General features: G+C 60.6%; 15 protein-coding genes and 2 pseudogenes. 6 read left to right on the plus strand and 11 right to left on the minus strand.

The features are described 5' to 3' along the window. Positions 1-69: 69 nt before the first annotated feature. From QZR30_RS20760 to rplU, 5 genes are all read right to left on the minus strand, one after another. Positions 70-534, minus strand: coding sequence for a CreA family protein (locus QZR30_RS20760; RefSeq protein ID WP_043046770.1), 465 nt, complete (start codon positions 532-534; stop codon positions 70-72). A 15-nt stretch (positions 535-549) separates the two neighbouring features. After that, positions 550-1668: a glutamate 5-kinase gene (gene proB, locus QZR30_RS20765; protein ID WP_043046769.1), complete on the minus strand. Its 1119-nt coding sequence runs from the start codon at positions 1666-1668 to the stop codon at positions 550-552. A gap of 109 nt (positions 1669-1777) precedes the next feature. Then, positions 1778-3001, minus strand: a complete 1224-nt coding sequence (cgtA, locus tag QZR30_RS20770; RefSeq protein ID WP_005791308.1) for an Obg family GTPase CgtA — start codon at positions 2999-3001, stop codon at positions 1778-1780. 194 nt (positions 3002-3195) lie between these two features. After that, positions 3196-3453 (minus strand): 50S ribosomal protein L27, encoded by a 258-nt coding sequence (rpmA, locus tag QZR30_RS20775; protein ID WP_003176049.1) that lies wholly within the window; start codon positions 3451-3453, stop codon positions 3196-3198. A gap of 34 nt (positions 3454-3487) precedes the next feature. Next, complete coding sequence (gene rplU / locus QZR30_RS20780) at positions 3488-3802, minus strand: 50S ribosomal protein L21 (RefSeq protein ID WP_003176051.1); 315 nt, start codon at positions 3800-3802, stop codon at positions 3488-3490. Positions 3803-4041: 239 nt separating this feature from the next. On the opposite strand from rplU, the gene QZR30_RS20785 reads away from it, so the two are divergent. The 3 genes from QZR30_RS20785 (at position 4042) to QZR30_RS20795 (ending at position 5976) form a co-directional block, all read left to right on the plus strand. After that, positions 4042-5010 (plus strand): polyprenyl synthetase family protein, encoded by a 969-nt coding sequence (locus QZR30_RS20785; protein ID WP_043046768.1) that lies wholly within the window; start codon positions 4042-4044, stop codon positions 5008-5010. 207 nt (positions 5011-5217) lie between these two features. Continuing rightward, positions 5218-5559 carry a zinc ribbon domain-containing protein YjdM gene (locus tag QZR30_RS20790; protein ID WP_046069494.1) on the plus strand — a complete coding sequence of 114 codons (342 nt, stop codon included), beginning with the start codon at positions 5218-5220 and terminating at the stop codon, positions 5557-5559. A 159-nt stretch (positions 5560-5718) separates the two neighbouring features. Next, positions 5719-5976 carry a PA4570 family protein gene (locus QZR30_RS20795; protein WP_046069495.1) on the plus strand — a complete coding sequence of 86 codons (258 nt, stop codon included), beginning with the start codon at positions 5719-5721 and terminating at the stop codon, positions 5974-5976. Positions 5977-6039: 63 nt separating this feature from the next. Here the strand turns inward: QZR30_RS20795 and QZR30_RS20800 are convergent, their stop codons facing one another. Further along, positions 6040-6657: an FKBP-type peptidyl-prolyl cis-trans isomerase gene (locus QZR30_RS20800; RefSeq protein WP_003194089.1), complete on the minus strand. Its 618-nt coding sequence runs from the start codon at positions 6655-6657 to the stop codon at positions 6040-6042. A gap of 279 nt (positions 6658-6936) precedes the next feature. On the opposite strand from QZR30_RS20800, the pseudogene QZR30_RS28060 reads away from it, so the two are divergent. Continuing rightward, positions 6937-7953, plus strand: a pseudogene (locus tag QZR30_RS28060) (methyl-accepting chemotaxis protein); the annotation flags it as partial. 306 nt (positions 7954-8259) lie between these two features. Then, positions 8260-8856: pseudogene (locus QZR30_RS28065) on the plus strand (methyl-accepting chemotaxis protein); the annotation flags it as partial. A 638-nt stretch (positions 8857-9494) separates the two neighbouring features. Here QZR30_RS28065 and QZR30_RS20810 read toward each other — a convergent pair. From QZR30_RS20810 to QZR30_RS20825, 4 genes are read right to left on the minus strand one after another with little or no spacing between them, the layout of a single operon-like run. Next, positions 9495-9863: a glyoxalase superfamily protein gene (locus QZR30_RS20810; protein ID WP_032879523.1), complete on the minus strand. Its 369-nt coding sequence runs from the start codon at positions 9861-9863 to the stop codon at positions 9495-9497. Between the two features lie 29 nt (positions 9864-9892). Continuing rightward, positions 9893-11356 (minus strand): N-acyl-D-amino-acid deacylase family protein, encoded by a 1464-nt coding sequence (locus QZR30_RS20815; RefSeq protein WP_311904059.1) that lies wholly within the window; start codon positions 11354-11356, stop codon positions 9893-9895. Between the two features lies 1 nt (position 11357). Continuing rightward, a complete protein-coding gene (locus QZR30_RS20820; protein WP_274356038.1) occupies positions 11358-12218 on the minus strand; it encodes a MurR/RpiR family transcriptional regulator in 861 nt (286 codons plus the stop codon). Positions 12219-12244: 26 nt separating this feature from the next. Beyond that, positions 12245-13594, minus strand: a complete 1350-nt coding sequence (locus QZR30_RS20825) for a GntT/GntP/DsdX family permease (protein WP_068967798.1) — start codon at positions 13592-13594, stop codon at positions 12245-12247. Positions 13595-13840: 246 nt separating this feature from the next. Here QZR30_RS20825 and QZR30_RS20830 point away from each other — a divergent pair, with 246 nt between their 5' ends. Beyond that, the gene (locus QZR30_RS20830) at positions 13841-14221 is read left to right on the plus strand and encodes a lysozyme inhibitor LprI family protein (RefSeq protein WP_046069500.1); all 381 of its coding nucleotides are present in this window, start codon (positions 13841-13843) and stop codon (positions 14219-14221) included. A 2-nt stretch (positions 14222-14223) separates the two neighbouring features. Here QZR30_RS20830 and QZR30_RS20835 read toward each other — a convergent pair whose 3' ends face one another. Next, on the minus strand, positions 14224-15669 hold the full coding sequence (locus tag QZR30_RS20835) for a SulP family inorganic anion transporter (protein ID WP_311904060.1): 1446 nt from the start codon (positions 15667-15669) through the stop codon (positions 14224-14226). Positions 15670-15793 lie beyond the last annotated feature (124 nt).

Below are 15793 nucleotides of genomic sequence, written 5' to 3' on the forward strand. Positions count from 1 at the left end.
TGCAGCCCTTAGAGCTTACAACCCGCAAGACTGCAATCATAGACGTCGGTGACGAAACACGCTTGCCGGTTACTGAGCGGTCGGCCACGGCAAGATTGGAATCGCCGTCACCGCATTCTGCGGGCTGCCTTCGATCAGACGGTCGCTGTAGACCAGATACACCAGGGTATTGCGCTTCTTGTCGAGAAAACGCACCACCTGCATGGTCTTGAATACCAGGGAGGTGCGCTCCTTGAACACTTCGTCACCGTCCTTGAGCTCGCCCTTGAAGCGGATCGGGCCGACCTGGCGGCAAGCAATCGAGGCTTCGGCGCGGTCTTCGGCCAGGCCCAGGCCGCCTTTGACGCCGCCGGTCTTGGCGCGGGAGAGGTAGCAGGTCACGCCATCGACCTTGGGGTCGTCAAACGCCTCGACCACGATTCGGTCGTTGGGGCCGACAAACTTGAACACTGTCGAGACCTGGGCAATCTCTTCGGCCGAGGCCAGCAGTGGCATGGCGAGCAACAGGCCAAGCAATCCCTTCATTACGCGCATCAGGTATTCCTTCGTTTAAACCAGGATGAGGTTATCGCGGTGCACCAGTTCCGGTTCCGCCATATAGCCCAAGAGTCCGACAATGGCGTCAGACGATTGTCCAATAATCTTCTGCGCTTCAAGGGCGCTGTAGTTGGCCAGGCCACGGGCGATCTCGCGCCCGTCCGGCGCCACGCACACCACCATCTCGCCACGGCGGAAGCTGCCCTGCACCAGTTTGACGCCCACCGGCAGCAGGCTCTTGTTGCCCTGAGACAACGCCGACACCGCACCCGCGTCCAGCACCAGGGTGCCACGGGTTTGCAGGTGCCCGGCCAGCCACTGCTTGCGCGCCGCCAGCATGCCGCGCTCCGGCGACAGCAGCGTACCGATGCGCTCACCGGCCTTGAGACGGTCCAGCACGCGCTCCAGGCGCCCGCCAACGATGATGGTGTGGGCACCGGAACGCGCGGCCAGGCGCGCGGCGCGCAGCTTGGTCTGCATGCCGCCGCGGCCCAGGGCACCACCGACACTGCCGGCGACTGCATCCAGTGCCGGGTCATCGGCGCGGGCTTCGTAGATCAACTGGGCATCGGGGTTGTTGCGCGGGTCGGCGTCGAACATGCCATCGCGATCGGTGAGGATCACCAGCAGGTCGGCTTCCACCAGGTTGGCCACCAGGGCGGCCAGGGTGTCATTGTCGCCGAAGCGGATTTCGTCGGTGACCACCGTATCGTTCTCGTTGATCACCGGGATGACCTTGAGCTCCACCAGAGCGCGCAAGGTGCTGCGGGCGTTGAGGTAGCGCTTGCGGTCGGACAGGTCGTCGTGGGTCAGCAGGATTTGCGCGGTATGGCGGCCGTGCTCGGCAAAGCTGGATTCCCAGGCTTGCACCAGGCCCATCTGGCCGATAGCGGCGGCAGCTTGCAGTTCGTGCATCGCGCTGGGTCGCGCGGTCCAGCCGAGGCGGCTCATTCCGGCAGCAACGGCCCCGGACGAAACCAGCACCAACTCGACGCCTGCTTCATGCAAGGCCACCATCTGCTCGACCCAGACGCCCATGGCTGCGCGATCCAGACCTTTGCCATCCGCCGTCAGCAGCGCACTTCCGATCTTCACGACCCAGCGCTGCGCACCTGTCACTTTGCTCCGCATCATCTTCAACCTTAGAGTGAGGGCTGCGCGACCCAGCGCCGCCCATAACGTTATACCCGGATACCAAAACGCCGCTCCAGGGAGCGGCGTTCAAGTTTATCGCAACGAATCAATCGCGCACGTAAATGATTTCCGGACCGTCTTCATCATCCACGTCTTCTTCGTCCCAATCATCGTCGCCGATGTCATGGACCGACTTCACGCCGCTGCGGCGCAGGGCACGCTGGTCGTCCAGGGCCTGCAACTGGGCACGGGCTTCGTCTTCGATCTGCTGGTCGAGCTCGGCAAGCTCGGCCTTGAATACCGGGTCGGCCGCGAGGCGGTCGGCGCGGTCTTCCAGGTAACGCATGATGTCGCGGGTCAGGCGCTCGGTGCCTTCTTTGGCAATCGCCGAGATCACATAGACCGGACCTTCCCACTCCAGGCGATCAACAATTTCCTTGACGCGTTCTTCGTGCTCTTCCTCGAGGATCTGGTCGCACTTGTTCAGTACCAGCCAGCGATCACGCTCGGCCAGAGCCGGGCTGAACTTGGTCAGCTCGCTGACGATCACTTCGGCGGCGTCCGCAGCACTGGTGTCATCCAACGGCGCCATGTCGACCAGATGCAGCAGCAAACGGGTGCGGGACAAGTGCTTGAGGAAGCGAATCCCCAGGCCTGCGCCATCGGAAGCTCCTTCGATCAGGCCGGGAATATCGGCAACTACGAAGCTCTTCCAACGGTCGACGCTGACCACGCCCAGGTTTGGCACCAGGGTAGTGAACGGGTAGTCGGCGACCTTCGGCTTGGCGGCCGATACCGAGCGGATAAAGGTACTTTTGCCGGCGTTCGGCAGGCCCAGCAGGCCCACGTCGGCGAGTACTTTCATTTCCAGCTTCAGGTCACGCTGCTCGCCCGGCTTGCCCGGCGTGGTCTGGCGCGGCGCACGGTTGGTACTGGACTTGAATCGGGTGTTGCCCAGGCCGTGCCAGCCGCCCTGCACAACCATCAGCTTCTGGCCGGCCTTGGTCAGGTCGCCAATCACTTCCTGGGTCGCGGAGTCGATGATCGTGGTGCCCACCGGTACGCGCAGTACCAGGTCTTCACCTTTTTTACCGGTGCAGTCGGTGCTGCCGCCGTTGGAGCCACGCTCGGCATCGAAGTGCCGGGTGTAACGATAGTCGACCAGGGTATTGAGGTTTTCGTCGGCCATCATATAGATGGAACCGCCGTCACCGCCGTCGCCGCCGTTAGGGCCACCGTTTTCGATGAATTTTTCGCGACGGAAACTCATGCAACCGTTACCGCCGTCGCCTGCTTTTACTCGGATGGAAACTTCATCAACGAACTTCATAACAAAACGCCTCTCGCCGCATGGGCGAGCTTAAGAAACCAAGACATAAGACTCTTGCAAAAATGAGCGCAGCGACCTCAAGCAACGACCGCAAATCCTGCTGCCCTCGCCCATTACAAACAGCTTTGCAAGAGACTCACTCCACAAACGAAAAAGCCCCGTCGCAAGACAGGGCTTTTCCAGCGATCTCGCAATTAAGCTGCGACAACGCTCACGTAACGGCGGTTGAACGCGCCCTTTACTTCGAACTTGATCACGCCTTCGATTTTCGCGAAGAGGGTGTGATCTTTACCCATGCCTACACCGTAGCCGGCGTGGAATTGGGTGCCGCGCTGACGCACGATGATGTTGCCCGGAATGATTTTCTGGCCGCCATACATCTTCACGCCAAGGCGTTTGGCTTCTGAGTCGCGACCGTTACGGGTACTACCACCAGCTTTTTTGTGTGCCATGAGTCAATTCTCCTAGTGAGGAATTAGGCTGAAATTAAGCCTGAATACCGGTGATTTTGATCTCGGTGTACCACTGGCGGTGGCCCATACGCTTCATGTGGTGCTTACGACGACGGAACTTGATGATGCGGACTTTATCGTGACGACCTTGGGAGATCACTTCAGCCACAACGGTAGCGCCAGCAACGACTGGAGCGCCGATGTTCACGTCATCGCCATTGGCGACCAACAGAACGCGATCAAAAGTAACGGATTCGCCGGTAGCGATTTCCAGTTTTTCGATCTTCAGGTATTCACCTGGGGCGACCTTGTATTGCTTGCCACCAGTAACAATTACTGCGTACGACATGGTATTTCTCCGATAATCCTGCTCACCCAGCGCTTTATAAGAAGAGGTATTGGCTGGCATGGCTGCATGGGATGGACGTCCCGAATGCAATTGCGTAAGGCAGGTGCTGCCCAGGAAGTTCAGGGTGCGCGATTGTACGCAAGGTAAATGGGTGTTGCAAGGGGCCGTCTATCGCGCCTTGACACCCGGGGGTCAGGGTCCTAGCATGCCGCGCAACCCTTCTGGAGCGACTGTCGCTGATGCAACCCCAAGCTTTCTACCGCGCGGTCGCGGACGATTTTAGCGCCGTCGACGGCATCATCAAGCAGCAGCTGACGTCTAACGTGCCGCTGGTCTCCAAAATTGGCGACTACATTACGTCGGCGGGCGGCAAACGCCTGCGTCCTTTATTAGTGCTGCTGTGTGGCAAGGCCCTGGGCCGCGAAGGCGATGACCTGCGCCTGTTGGCCGCCACCATTGAGTTCCTGCACACCGCCACCCTGCTGCATGATGACGTGGTCGACATGTCCGGCATGCGCCGTGGTCGCGAGACCGCCAATGCCATGTGGGGCAACGCGCCGAGCGTGCTGGTGGGCGACTTCCTGTATTCGCGCTCGTTCGAAATGATGGTCGAGCTGGGCTCGATGCCGGTGATGAAGATCCTTTCACAGGCCACGCGCATCATCGCCGAAGGCGAAGTGTTGCAACTGTCCAAAGTCCGCGACGCCAGCACCACCGAAGAAACCTATATGGAAGTGATTCGCGGCAAAACCGCGATGCTCTTCGAAGCCTCCACCCACAGTGCCGCCGCACTGTGTGGCGCCACCGCCGAACAGGCCGAAGCCCTGCGCACTTTTGGTGATCACCTGGGCGTGGCGTTCCAACTGGTAGACGACCTGCTCGACTACAAGGGCGACGCCGAGACCCTGGGCAAGAACGTCGGCGACGACCTGGCCGAGGGCAAGCCGACCTTGCCGCTGATCTACACCATGCGCGAAGGCACGCCGGAACAGGCCGCCCTGGTGCGCAAGGCGATCCAGAAAGGCGGCATCGAAGACCTCGAGGCCATCCGCGCTGCCGTGGAAGCGTCCGGTTCCCTGGAGTACACCGCGCAACTGGCGCGTGACTACGTGGCCCGTGCGATCCAGTGCCTGGAAGCCTTGCCGGCCAGTGAATACCGGGATGCATTGGTTGAGCTGAGTGAGTTTGCGGTCGCCCGCACTCACTAAAATCACCAGCAGACGCAGGACAATGTGGGAGGGGACTTGCTCCCGATGGCAATATGTCGGCCAATATATAAGGTGGCTGATACACCGTCATCGGGAGCAAGCCCCCTCCCACGTTTGGAATCCATTGCCAATTCAAGATCCCGCCCGAGCTACAAAACCCTATATAATGTGCGACTTTTAGTCATCCCTGAACTTCAAGGAGCTTTAGTGAGCACGTTGCCACCCTGCCCGAAATGCAATTCCGAATACACCTACGAAGATGGCACCCAACTGGTCTGCCCGGAATGCGCCCATGAGTGGTCCGCCACTGGCGAGGCCGAAGTGGCCGGCGATGAAACCGTGAAGAAAGACTCTGTGGGCAACGTCCTGCAGGACGGCGACACCATCACCGTGATCAAGGACCTCAAGGTCAAGGGTACCTCTCTGGTGGTCAAGGTCGGTACCAAGGTCAAGAACATCCGCCTGTGCGACGGTGACCACGATATCGACTGCAAGATCGACGGTATCGGCCCGATGAAACTCAAGTCCGAATTCGTGCGCAAGGTCTGATCCTGCTGCATCCATCCCGCGCCCGCCGCGGGATGGCGTTTCGCCCTCTCGATTGATCGACAACAATATCCACACAAAAAAAACCGGAAACCGCCAATAGATACTTGCTATTCTACGAATAAGAATTATTCTCATTGAAACCCATCAAGGAGAACGACCATGACTTATTTGATAGACGCCTGGCTGGATCGCCCACACCCTTACCTGCGGATCCTGCATCGGGAAACCGGCGAAGTCTGTGCGGTGCTTGAGGAAGAAGCGCTGAACGAACTGCAGGATCAGGGCGACCTGGACGTCAATGGCCTGAGTTCCAGTGAGCCTGGAGTACTGAAGGAAGTGGTAAGGAATCTGTTTCTGTTCTGCTATGCCCGAGCGTTGCGCCCGGCGGCGGATCTGAATGGCAAGTTCCATCCATGAACAAACTGGCAAATCCCTGTTGGGGCGAACGCGTTCGCCCCAACAGGTAATCAGCAACAGGTCTTACAGAACGTCGAGCAGTTCGACGTCGAATACCAGAACGCTGTGCGGCGGGATGCTGCCAACGCCTTGAGCGCCGTAAGCCAGTTCGCTCGGCACGTACAGACGCCATTTGCTGCCGGCATTCATCAGTTGCAGGGCCTCGGTCCAGCCGGCAATCACGCCGCCAACCGGGAATTCTGCAGGCTGGCCACGCTCGTAGGAGCTGTCGAACACAGTGCCGTCGATCAGGGTGCCGTGGTAGTGGGTACGCACTTGATCTTCACGGGTCGGCTTGGCGCCGGTGCCGGCTGTCAGCACTTCAAATTGCAGACCGGAAGCCAGGGTGGTGATGCCATCGCGCTTGGCGTTTTCAGCCAGGAATGCCAGGCCGGCGCCAGCGGCTGCTTCAGCCTTGGCAGCCGCTTCGGCTTGCATGATTTCGCGGATCACTTTGAAACTGGCAGCCATTTGCTCCTGATCAACACGGCTTGGCTTGCCCGCGAACGCGTCGGTCAGGCCGGCCAGGATCGCGTCCAGGCTCACGCCCGGTGGCGGGTTGTCGCGCAGTTGGTCGCCCAACTGACGGCCGATACCGTAGCTGACGCGGGTTTCGTCGGTGGACAGATTAACTTCGGACATGAAGAGGCTCCGCTATAGGACAACACGGTTTCCCGCGCCGCCCAGAACTAAAAGGGCCCGCAGACTAGCACACAAGGGCGGCCCATGATCAGCCCCCTCCCCCGGCCATCAGAGCGCCAGGTGGTAGGTCAGGTACAGCCGAATGACACCTCTTCGTCGCCCGGCAAGAAAAGTATTTCAGAATTGTCCATTGCCGCCGATACAGCCCTACACATCTTGGCTGGCTCAAACAACAACACACCGTCCAGCAGACAGACATCACTCTTCAAGGAGCTTTCGATGAACAGCTGGTTCGGTAACATCAGCGTCAATCTCAAACTCGGCCTGGGCTTTGGCCTGGTGCTGGTCCTCACCTCGATCCTGGCACTCACCGGCTGGACCAGCCTGGGCGGCCTGATCGACCGTAGTAACTGGATGAGCGACATCACCCAGCTCAACGCCTCGTTGACCAAGCTGCGGATCGTGCGCTTGCAATACATGCTGGCCAACGGCGACGAAGCCGTGGCGCAGAACGTGCAGACCAGCCTCGAGGCCTTCGCCGCCCAGCAACAGAAGCTGCTGGACAGCTTCAAGAGCCCGGAAAACCTCAAGCTGCTCAATGAGCAGAAAGCCGTCATTACCGCTTACCGCCAGTCCCTGAACAAAATGCGCGAGGCCTACCGTAATGGCAACGCTGCGCGCGACGTCATGGGCGCCAAGGCTGACATCGCCAATGCGCAAATCAATGCGCTGGAAACCAGCGTGCAGCAAGCGCCCGATAGCCCGGAGCGCTTCACTCAGTTTTCGGCCGTGACCCAAGCCAAGAATGAGTTCCAGCAAGCTCGCTATGAAGTGCGTGGCTATACCAATAGCCCCAGCGCAGAAACCGAAGCCCGCGCCGCTGCACAAATCGAAAAAGCCGTCGCTGGTTTGAAAACCCTCAACGCCGCATTCGGTACTGGCCAGCAAACCGCATTGACCGCACTGGAAACCGCGCTCGGCGACTATCGCAGTGCCGTGCAGAGCTACAAGGCCGCCAACGCCAATATCGTCACCGCCCGCGCCGAAATGACCACCCAAGGCGCCGATATCGTGACGATCAGCGATAAGCTGTACGACATCCAACTGGAACGTCGCGACGCTGAAAGCACCCAGGCCCGTAGCCTGCAATTGATCAGCACCTTGCTGGCCCTGCTGGTCGGCGTCATCGCTGCGTGGGTCATCACCCGCCAGATCACGCGCCCGATCCAGGACACCCTGGCCGTGGTGGAGCGCATCGCTTCCGGCGACCTGAGCCACAACATCCAGGTGACCCGTCGTGATGAACTGGGCGTGTTGCAACAAGGCATCCAGCGCATGGGCACGACCCTGCGTGAACTGATCAGCGGCATTCGCGATGGCGTGACTCAGATCGCCAGCGCCGCCGAAGAACTGTCGGCCGTGACCGAACAGACCAGCGCCGGTGTGAACAGCCAGAAGATCGAGACCGATCAGGTCGCCACCGCCATGCATGAAATGACCGCCACCGTGCAGGAGGTCGCGCGCAACGCCGAGCAGGCTTCCCAGGCGGCTTCCGACGCCGACGGCCAGGCCCGTGAAGGCGACAAGGTGGTGGCCGAAGCCATCGCCCAGATCGAACGCCTGGCCGCCGAAGTGGCACGCTCCACCGACGCCATGACGCACCTGCAGCAAGAGAGCAACAAGATCGGCAGCGTGATGGACGTGATCAAGGCAGTGGCCGAACAAACCAACCTGCTGGCCCTCAACGCCGCCATTGAAGCGGCGCGTGCCGGTGAAGCCGGCCGTGGCTTTGCCGTTGTCGCCGACGAAGTGCGTGGCCTGGCCCAGCGCACGCAGAAATCCACCGAAGAAATCGAAGGCCTGGTGGCCGGCTTGCAGAACGGCACCCAGCAAGTAGCCAACGTGATGAACAACAGCCGCAGCCTCACCGACAGCAGTGTCGAACTGACGCGCAAGGCCGGCGTGTCACTGGAAAACATCACCCGTACGGTGTCGAATATCCAGTCGATGAACCAGCAGATTGCCGCGGCCGCCGAGCAGCAGAGCGCCGTAGCGGAAGAGATCAGCCGCAGTATCGTGAATGTGCGGGATGTGTCTGAGCAGACGGCGACGGCCAGTGACGAGACGGCGAAGTCGAGTGTGGAACTGGCACGGCTGGGTAGCCAGTTGCAGCAGATGGTCAGTCATTTCCGGGTGTAGACACCAAAAAGCCGCCTCGATCTAGACCGAGGCGGCTCCACCTCTCAGACCTTAACGGTCATCGAAGCTGTCCCGCAGGAACTTCCATACGTGATACGCACGCAGGCAGTTCACTACGAGGTTCCATGTACGTCGTGCAAACTTAGACATACTCGGCCCTCCGTGAGTTGGGCCTTACCTCCGGCGCACTTACCGGAACATGTGGGCCTTTGGACGCGGGTCAACGCTTCCTGTGAGGCGGCCGGGCTCTGGTTCCTCCCGCATGAAATCCGGCACGGATTACTAGCCCGTGGCGTTCGGTCCATAATTCCGCGCGCATACCCAGCCACCACAAAACGACATACTTGGAACGGGGGTGATACTAACCAATATTCCGACCAAAGGTGTGACGGACGAAGATAAACGAGCTGTCGAAACTAGATCATTTATTGCAATTTTTTACCGCCAAAATTGGCTCTAAATAAGATAGACGAATAAAACCACCGACCCTCGTCAAGCCTTGCGCGATCCAGTAACTCACATTAGTATCAACGCAGTGGGTCAACGCTTCCTGAGAAGCCGCAACCCCAGCCACTAACTGGGTTTGCAAAAAAAAACCGCCCTATCAAGGCGGTTTTTTATTGCCTGCCATTTGCCACTTAGCCCTCGCTGTCCTCGACAAACACCAAGCGATTCCCGAATGGATCCCGGATGCTCATTTCCCGCGATCCCCAAGGCGTTTCCTCGACCCCAGGCTTGGCATAGCGGTAATCCTTGCCGAGCAATTGCTGCTGGTACGCATCCACCCTTTGCGCCTGGATCCGCACCGCCGCGCCCGGCGAAGCATCGCCATGGTGCTCGGACAAATGCAACACGCACTCACCCAGCGACACTTGCAGGTACAACGGGAAATTCGCCTCGAACCGATGCTGCCAATCGACCTTGAACCCCAGGAAGTCGACGTAGAATTCCAACGCTTTGGTCTCGTCGAAAATCCGCAGGATGGGGGTGACTTTTCCTAAGTGCATGGCGACCGCTCCGTGTATGAGAACGCCCACTATAAAGACGAAAAGCCGCCACGCAAATCCCCACTGCGCGCCAGGAATCGCCCTGGCCGCTGGCCGTTGGCCTGCCCATTGCTGTAGCTCAGTACGCCGTTAACCCACACACCGTCGATCCCTTCCGCTGCACGTTGCGGTGTGTTGAAATCTGCCACATCACGCACCCGCAACGGGTCGAACAAGACCAGGTCGGCCCAGTACCCTTCGCGGATTTCGCCACGCTCGGATAAGCCAAAGCGCGCTGCCGACAGACCAGTCATCTTGTGCACCGCCGTGTGCAACGGGAACAAGCCGACATCGCGGCTGAAGTGCCCCAGCACCCGCGGGAACGCCCCCCACAAGCGCGGGTGGGGGAACGGGTCTTCGGGCAAACCATCGGAGCCCACCATCGACAACGGATGGGCGAGGATGCGCCGCACATCGTCTTCGTCCATCCCGTAGTACACCGCTCCCGCCGGTTGCAGGCGACGGGCAGCGTCCATTAGCGAAACGCCCCACTCGGCAGCGATAGCCTGCAGATCCCGCCCACCCATTTCGGGGTGCGGCGTCGACCAGGTGATGGTGATGCGAAACGCGTCGGTCACCTGCTTGAGGTCCAGGGTCGAGGAGCTGGCAGCATAGGGATAGCAATCACAGCCTACCGGATGGTCTTTCGCCGCGGCTTCCAGGGACGCCAACAACTGCGGGCTACGCCCCCAGTTACCGGCACCGGCGCATTTAAGATGGGAAATAATCACCGGCACCTTGGCATGGCGGCCGATCAGAAACGCCTCGTCCATCGCCTCCAGTACCGGCTCGAATTCGCTGCGCAAGTGGGTGGTGTACACCGCGCCGTAGGCCGTCAACTCTTCGGTGAGCTGCAACACTTCATCGGTCTCGGCATTGAACGCGCTGGCGTAGGCCAGGCCTGTGGATAAGCCCAGGGCGCCAGCCTCCAGGCTCTCTTGCAGTTGTATACGCATCGCCGTGATTTCACCGGGCGTGGCAGTGCGGTGCAGGTCATCCATATGATTGCTGCGCAACGCCGTGTGGCCGATCAACGCGGCGACGTTTACCGCCGGATGGGCGCCCTCCACGGCGTTGCGATAGTCGCTGAACCGCGGATAGCAGAACGCCTCACGGCCGCCCAGCAAGTTCATCGGGTCTGGCGGGGCACCGCGTAAACTCACCGGCGAGGCACTGATGCCACAGTTGCCGACAATCACCGTGGTCACGCCCTGGCTGAGCTTGGGCAGCATCTGCGGCTGGCGGATCACCACGGTGTCATCGTGGGTGTGCACATCGATAAAACCCGGTGCCAATACGCGACCATGGGCCTCGAGAACATGCTCGGCCTCGGCTGTGGACAAGTCGCCAATCGTCTGGATTCGGCCGCCGTGCAAGCCGACATCGGCGAGATAGCCTGGGGTATTGCTGCCATCGATGATCAGCGCCTGGCGAATCAGCGTGTCGTACTTCATATCAGTCTCCAAGCGGCAGGCTGTCAGGGCCGCCGCGGTAATCGTCCAGGGCCAGTTTGATCCGGCGCAGGCGCTCCTGGTTGTCGTCCGGCAGGGCCAGCGCCAGCTCGGTGGCGAGCAGGTCGATAGCCAGCAGCATGCCGTAGCGGGCTGCGGTGGGTTTGTAGATAAAACTGGTTTCCGCCGGTTGCAGCGGTAGCAACACATCCGCCAACTGCGCCAGAGGCGAATCGGCGAGCGTGATGGCGACGATGCGGGCGTCGTAGCTGCGTGCCAGCTTTACCACCTCCAATAACTCGGGGGTCAGTCCAGTGAGGGAGCAGACGATCAATGCGTGCTCCGGTCCCAGGGTGGCCGCCGTGACCCGCATCATCACCGGGTCATGGCTGGCGGCAATCGAGTAGCCCAGCCGCACCAGGCGTACCTGCAATTCATCACTGCACAGGCTCGACGGGCCGCCCATGCCGAATGCATGGATCATCCGCGCCTTGCCCAATAGATTGACCGCATCAACGAAACTGGGTTGATTGAACCCCGACAGGTGCTGACGCAGCGTCGCCTCGATATCGCCGAGGATCTGCCGATGAAACGCCGATTGTTCCGGCAACCCCGCAGGGTCCAAAAAGCGGCTGCCCACACCACTGGCCTGGGCCAGTTGCAGGCGCAAATCGCGCAAGTCGCGGCAGCCGACGCTACGGGCAAAGCGTGACAAGGTGGCGGTACTGACCTCGGCCCGCTGGGACAATGCTTCCAGGCTGGCCGAGGCGGCAAAGCCCACATCCTCAAGCATCAGCTTGGCGATACGCCCTTCGCCGGCGCTGAAAGAGTCCTGGCGGGCGCGGATCTGGTAAAGGATGTCCATGGGGGCTCCGGGTTACAGGATGAGGCTTATAAAACCAGTGACAGGCCGTAGGTGAGACCGAAGGCGACCAGCGAAATCAGGGTCTCCAGCACGGTCCAGGTCTTGAAGGTCTGGATCACCGTCATATTGAAGTATTCCTTGATCAGCCAGAAGCCGCCGTCATTAACGTGGGAAAAGATCACCGAACCCGCGCCGGTCGCCAATACCAGCAATTCAGGGTGTGGATAACCCAAGCCCAGGGCGACGGGGGCGACTACGCCAGACGCCGTGGTCATGGCCACCGTAGCCGAGCCGGTGGCGATACGCATCAGGGCGGCGAACAGCCAGCCCATCACCAGCGGCGACAGGTGGAACGCATGGGCCAGGCCGAGAATTTCGTTGGTCACCCCGGCGTCCACAAGGATGCGGTTCAACCCGCCGCCCGCGCCCACCAGCAAGGTGATACTGGCCGTCGGCGCGAGGCATTCGTTGGTGAACTTGAGAATCGACTCACGGTTGAAGCCCTGGGCCAGGCCCAGGGTCCAGAAGCTCACCAGGGTCGCTACCAGCAGGGCGATCACCGAGTTGCCGATAAACAGCAGGAACTGGTTGAAGCCAGTGCCTGGGGTGGAAATCACGTTAGCCCAACCACCGATCATCATCAGCACCACCGGCAACAGAATGGTGCCCATGGTCAACGCGAAGCTGGGCAGGCGGGTACGCGGTTCGCGCTCGATGAACTGGCGCTCCAACGGGTTTTCCGCCGGCAGGTGAATATGCGGCACGATGAACTTGGCATAGACCGGACCGGCGATGATCGCCGTGGGGATACCGATCAAAATCGCATACAGCACTGTCTGCCCGACCGAAGCGTTGTAGGCCAGCACCGCCATCATCGCCGCCGGGTGCGGCGGCACCAGCGCGTGCACCACCGACAGGCCGGCGACCATCGGCAGGCCGACCATCAGGATCGACACCCCCACGCGCCGCGCCACGGTAAAGGCAATCGGCACCAGCAGCACAAACCCAACCTCGAAAAACAGCGGCAGCCCCACCAAGAATGCAATGCACACCATCGCCCAGTGGGCATTGCGCTCACCGAAGCGGTTGATCAGCGTGCGGGCCACCTGCTCGGCGCCACCGGACTCGGCCATCATCTTGCCGAGCATGGTGCCCAGCGCCACCACCAGGGCGATATGCCCCAGGGTTTTACCCACGCCCGCCTCGTACGAACCCATGATGGTATCGGCCGGCATGCCGGCCATCAGCGCCAGGCCGATGGATACCAGGGTGATGACAATAAACGGGTTGAGTCGGTAACGTGCAATCAGCACGATCAATGCAATGATGGCAATGGCAGCGTATGCCAGTAGCCCGAAGCCCGGTGATGCGGCCATGCGGTACTCCTCGGAAAGGGTCACGTCGAATTGGTTGTGAAACTCATAAATCATTACCGAGGGATATTTTCAATTTTTATGAAAGTAATTTTCGCCCACAGATAAGCGCTGTCGCTTGGGGATATGTCCAGCGCCAGCCCATGAAAATTCGGGGTGGGTTCTTACATGAAGATCAGAGGATGTCGGAAACTCAAGCGCCGCCCTCGAGTCATAGAATGCGCCTCCACTCTGTTCAGGAAACAGCTCATGATTCGCACCACAATCGCCGCCAGCACCCTGCTTCTGTCCCTGTGCGGCAGCGCTTTTGCCGCAGACAATGCCGCATTGAAGAAATGCATGGACAGCGCCAACACCACGGCGGACATGGTCAACTGCAACGCCAAGCAAACCAAGGTGCAGGACGAACGCCTGAACCGTGCCTACAAGACCGCTATCGCCGCCCAGGACGGCGCGCGCAAGCAGCAACTGCAAGATGTGCAGCGCCTGTGGATCAAGTACCGCGATGCCAATTGCGCCTTCGCTGGCAGTGCCACCGGCGGCACTATCGATCAGGTCAACGGTTCCGGCTGCGTGCTGGACATGACCCAGACCCGCGCCCAGGAACTCGAAGACCTGGTCGGGCCTTAATATCAGTCGTGGTGAACCTTCGCACGCTTGAGCAGCTTCTTGCAGCGCTCGGATAAATGCAGCACCCGCAGGTGCTTGCCGGCCTTGGAGTAGCGTTCACGCAGGGTCATCAGCGCGGCAATCGCCGAATAGTCGACAAAGCTCAGGTGACGGCAATCCAGCGTGACCTGGGCCGGGTCGTTGGCCGGGTCGAACTGATTCAGGAACGGCGTGGTCGAGGCAAAGAACAAGGTGCCATGCAGGCGGTAAAGCTTGCTGCCGTCAGCCTCCAGGTGTTCATCCGCGTACAGCTCCCGCGCCTGCTGCCAGGCGAAGTTCAGCGCCGCGATGACGATACCGCACAACACTGCGGTGGCCAGGTCGGTGAACACGGTAATGACCGTCACCGCCATGATCACCAATACATCATTGAGCGGCACCTTGTTGATCACCCGCAGCGACGCCCAGGCGAAGGTCTGCTGCGACACCACGAACATCACGCCCACCAGCGCCGCCAGGGGAATTCGCTCGATCAAAGGTGACAGAAACAGAATGAACAACAGGATCATCACCCCAGCAAAGACCCCGGAGAAACGCCCGCGCCCGCCGGAGCTGAGGTTGATCACGGTTTGCCCGATCATCGCGCAACCACCCATGCCACCGAACAGGCCCGAGACCATGTTCGCTGCGCCCAGGGCCACGCTTTCGCGGTCGGGGTAGCCACGGGTCTCGGTGATTTCATCAGTGAGGTTGAGGGTCAGCAGGGTTTCCAACAGGCCAACCATCGCCATCAGGAACGCGTAGGGCGCGATGATGCCGAGGGTTTCCAGGGTCCAGGGGATCTGCGGCAGGGCGAAGGTTGGCAAGCCGCCGGCGATATGCGCCATATCGCCCAAGGTGCGGGTCGGCAGGCCAAGCAGGTAGACCGCCAGGCCAACCCCCAGGATCGCCACCAGCGCAGGGGGCACGGCACGGGTCAGGCGTGGCAACAGGTAGACAATCGCCATGGTCACCACCACCAGGCCGGTCATCACATACAACGGCGTGCCACTGAGCCAGTGTTCGCCGCTCTTGAAATGCTCCAGTTGCGCCAGCGCAATGATGATCGCCAGGCCGTTGACGAAACCGAGCATCACCGAGTGCGGCACCATGCGCACCAGCTTGCCCAGGCGCAGCAGGCCGAATGCGACCATGATCAGCCCGCCCAGCAGCACCGTCGCCAGCAGATACTCCACCCCGTGTTGCACCACCAGCGCGACGATCACCACCGCCATCGAACCGGCCGCGCCCGAAACCATGCCCGGGCGACCGCCGAACAACGCAGTCAGGGTGCAGATGATAAAGGCGCCGTAGAGCCCCATCAGCGGGTTGAGGTGTGCTACCAGGGCAAAGGCGATGCATTCTGGCAGCAGCGCGAAAGACGTGGTGAGGCCGGCCAGGGCATCGGCGCGCAGACGGGTGAGGTTCATGGAGTACCAGGGAGTTGCGGGGATAAGGCGGGGAATGGTACGGAATTGCGGCGGGTGGGGCTAGCCTCGAAGACCGAGTCGCCTCAATCGGGAGCAAGCCCCCTCCCACATTTGACCGCATATA

It is taken from the genome of Pseudomonas sp. rhizo25 (genome assembly GCF_031931935.1).
Classification (GTDB): Bacteria; Pseudomonadota; Gammaproteobacteria; order Pseudomonadales; family Pseudomonadaceae; genus Aquipseudomonas; species Aquipseudomonas synxantha.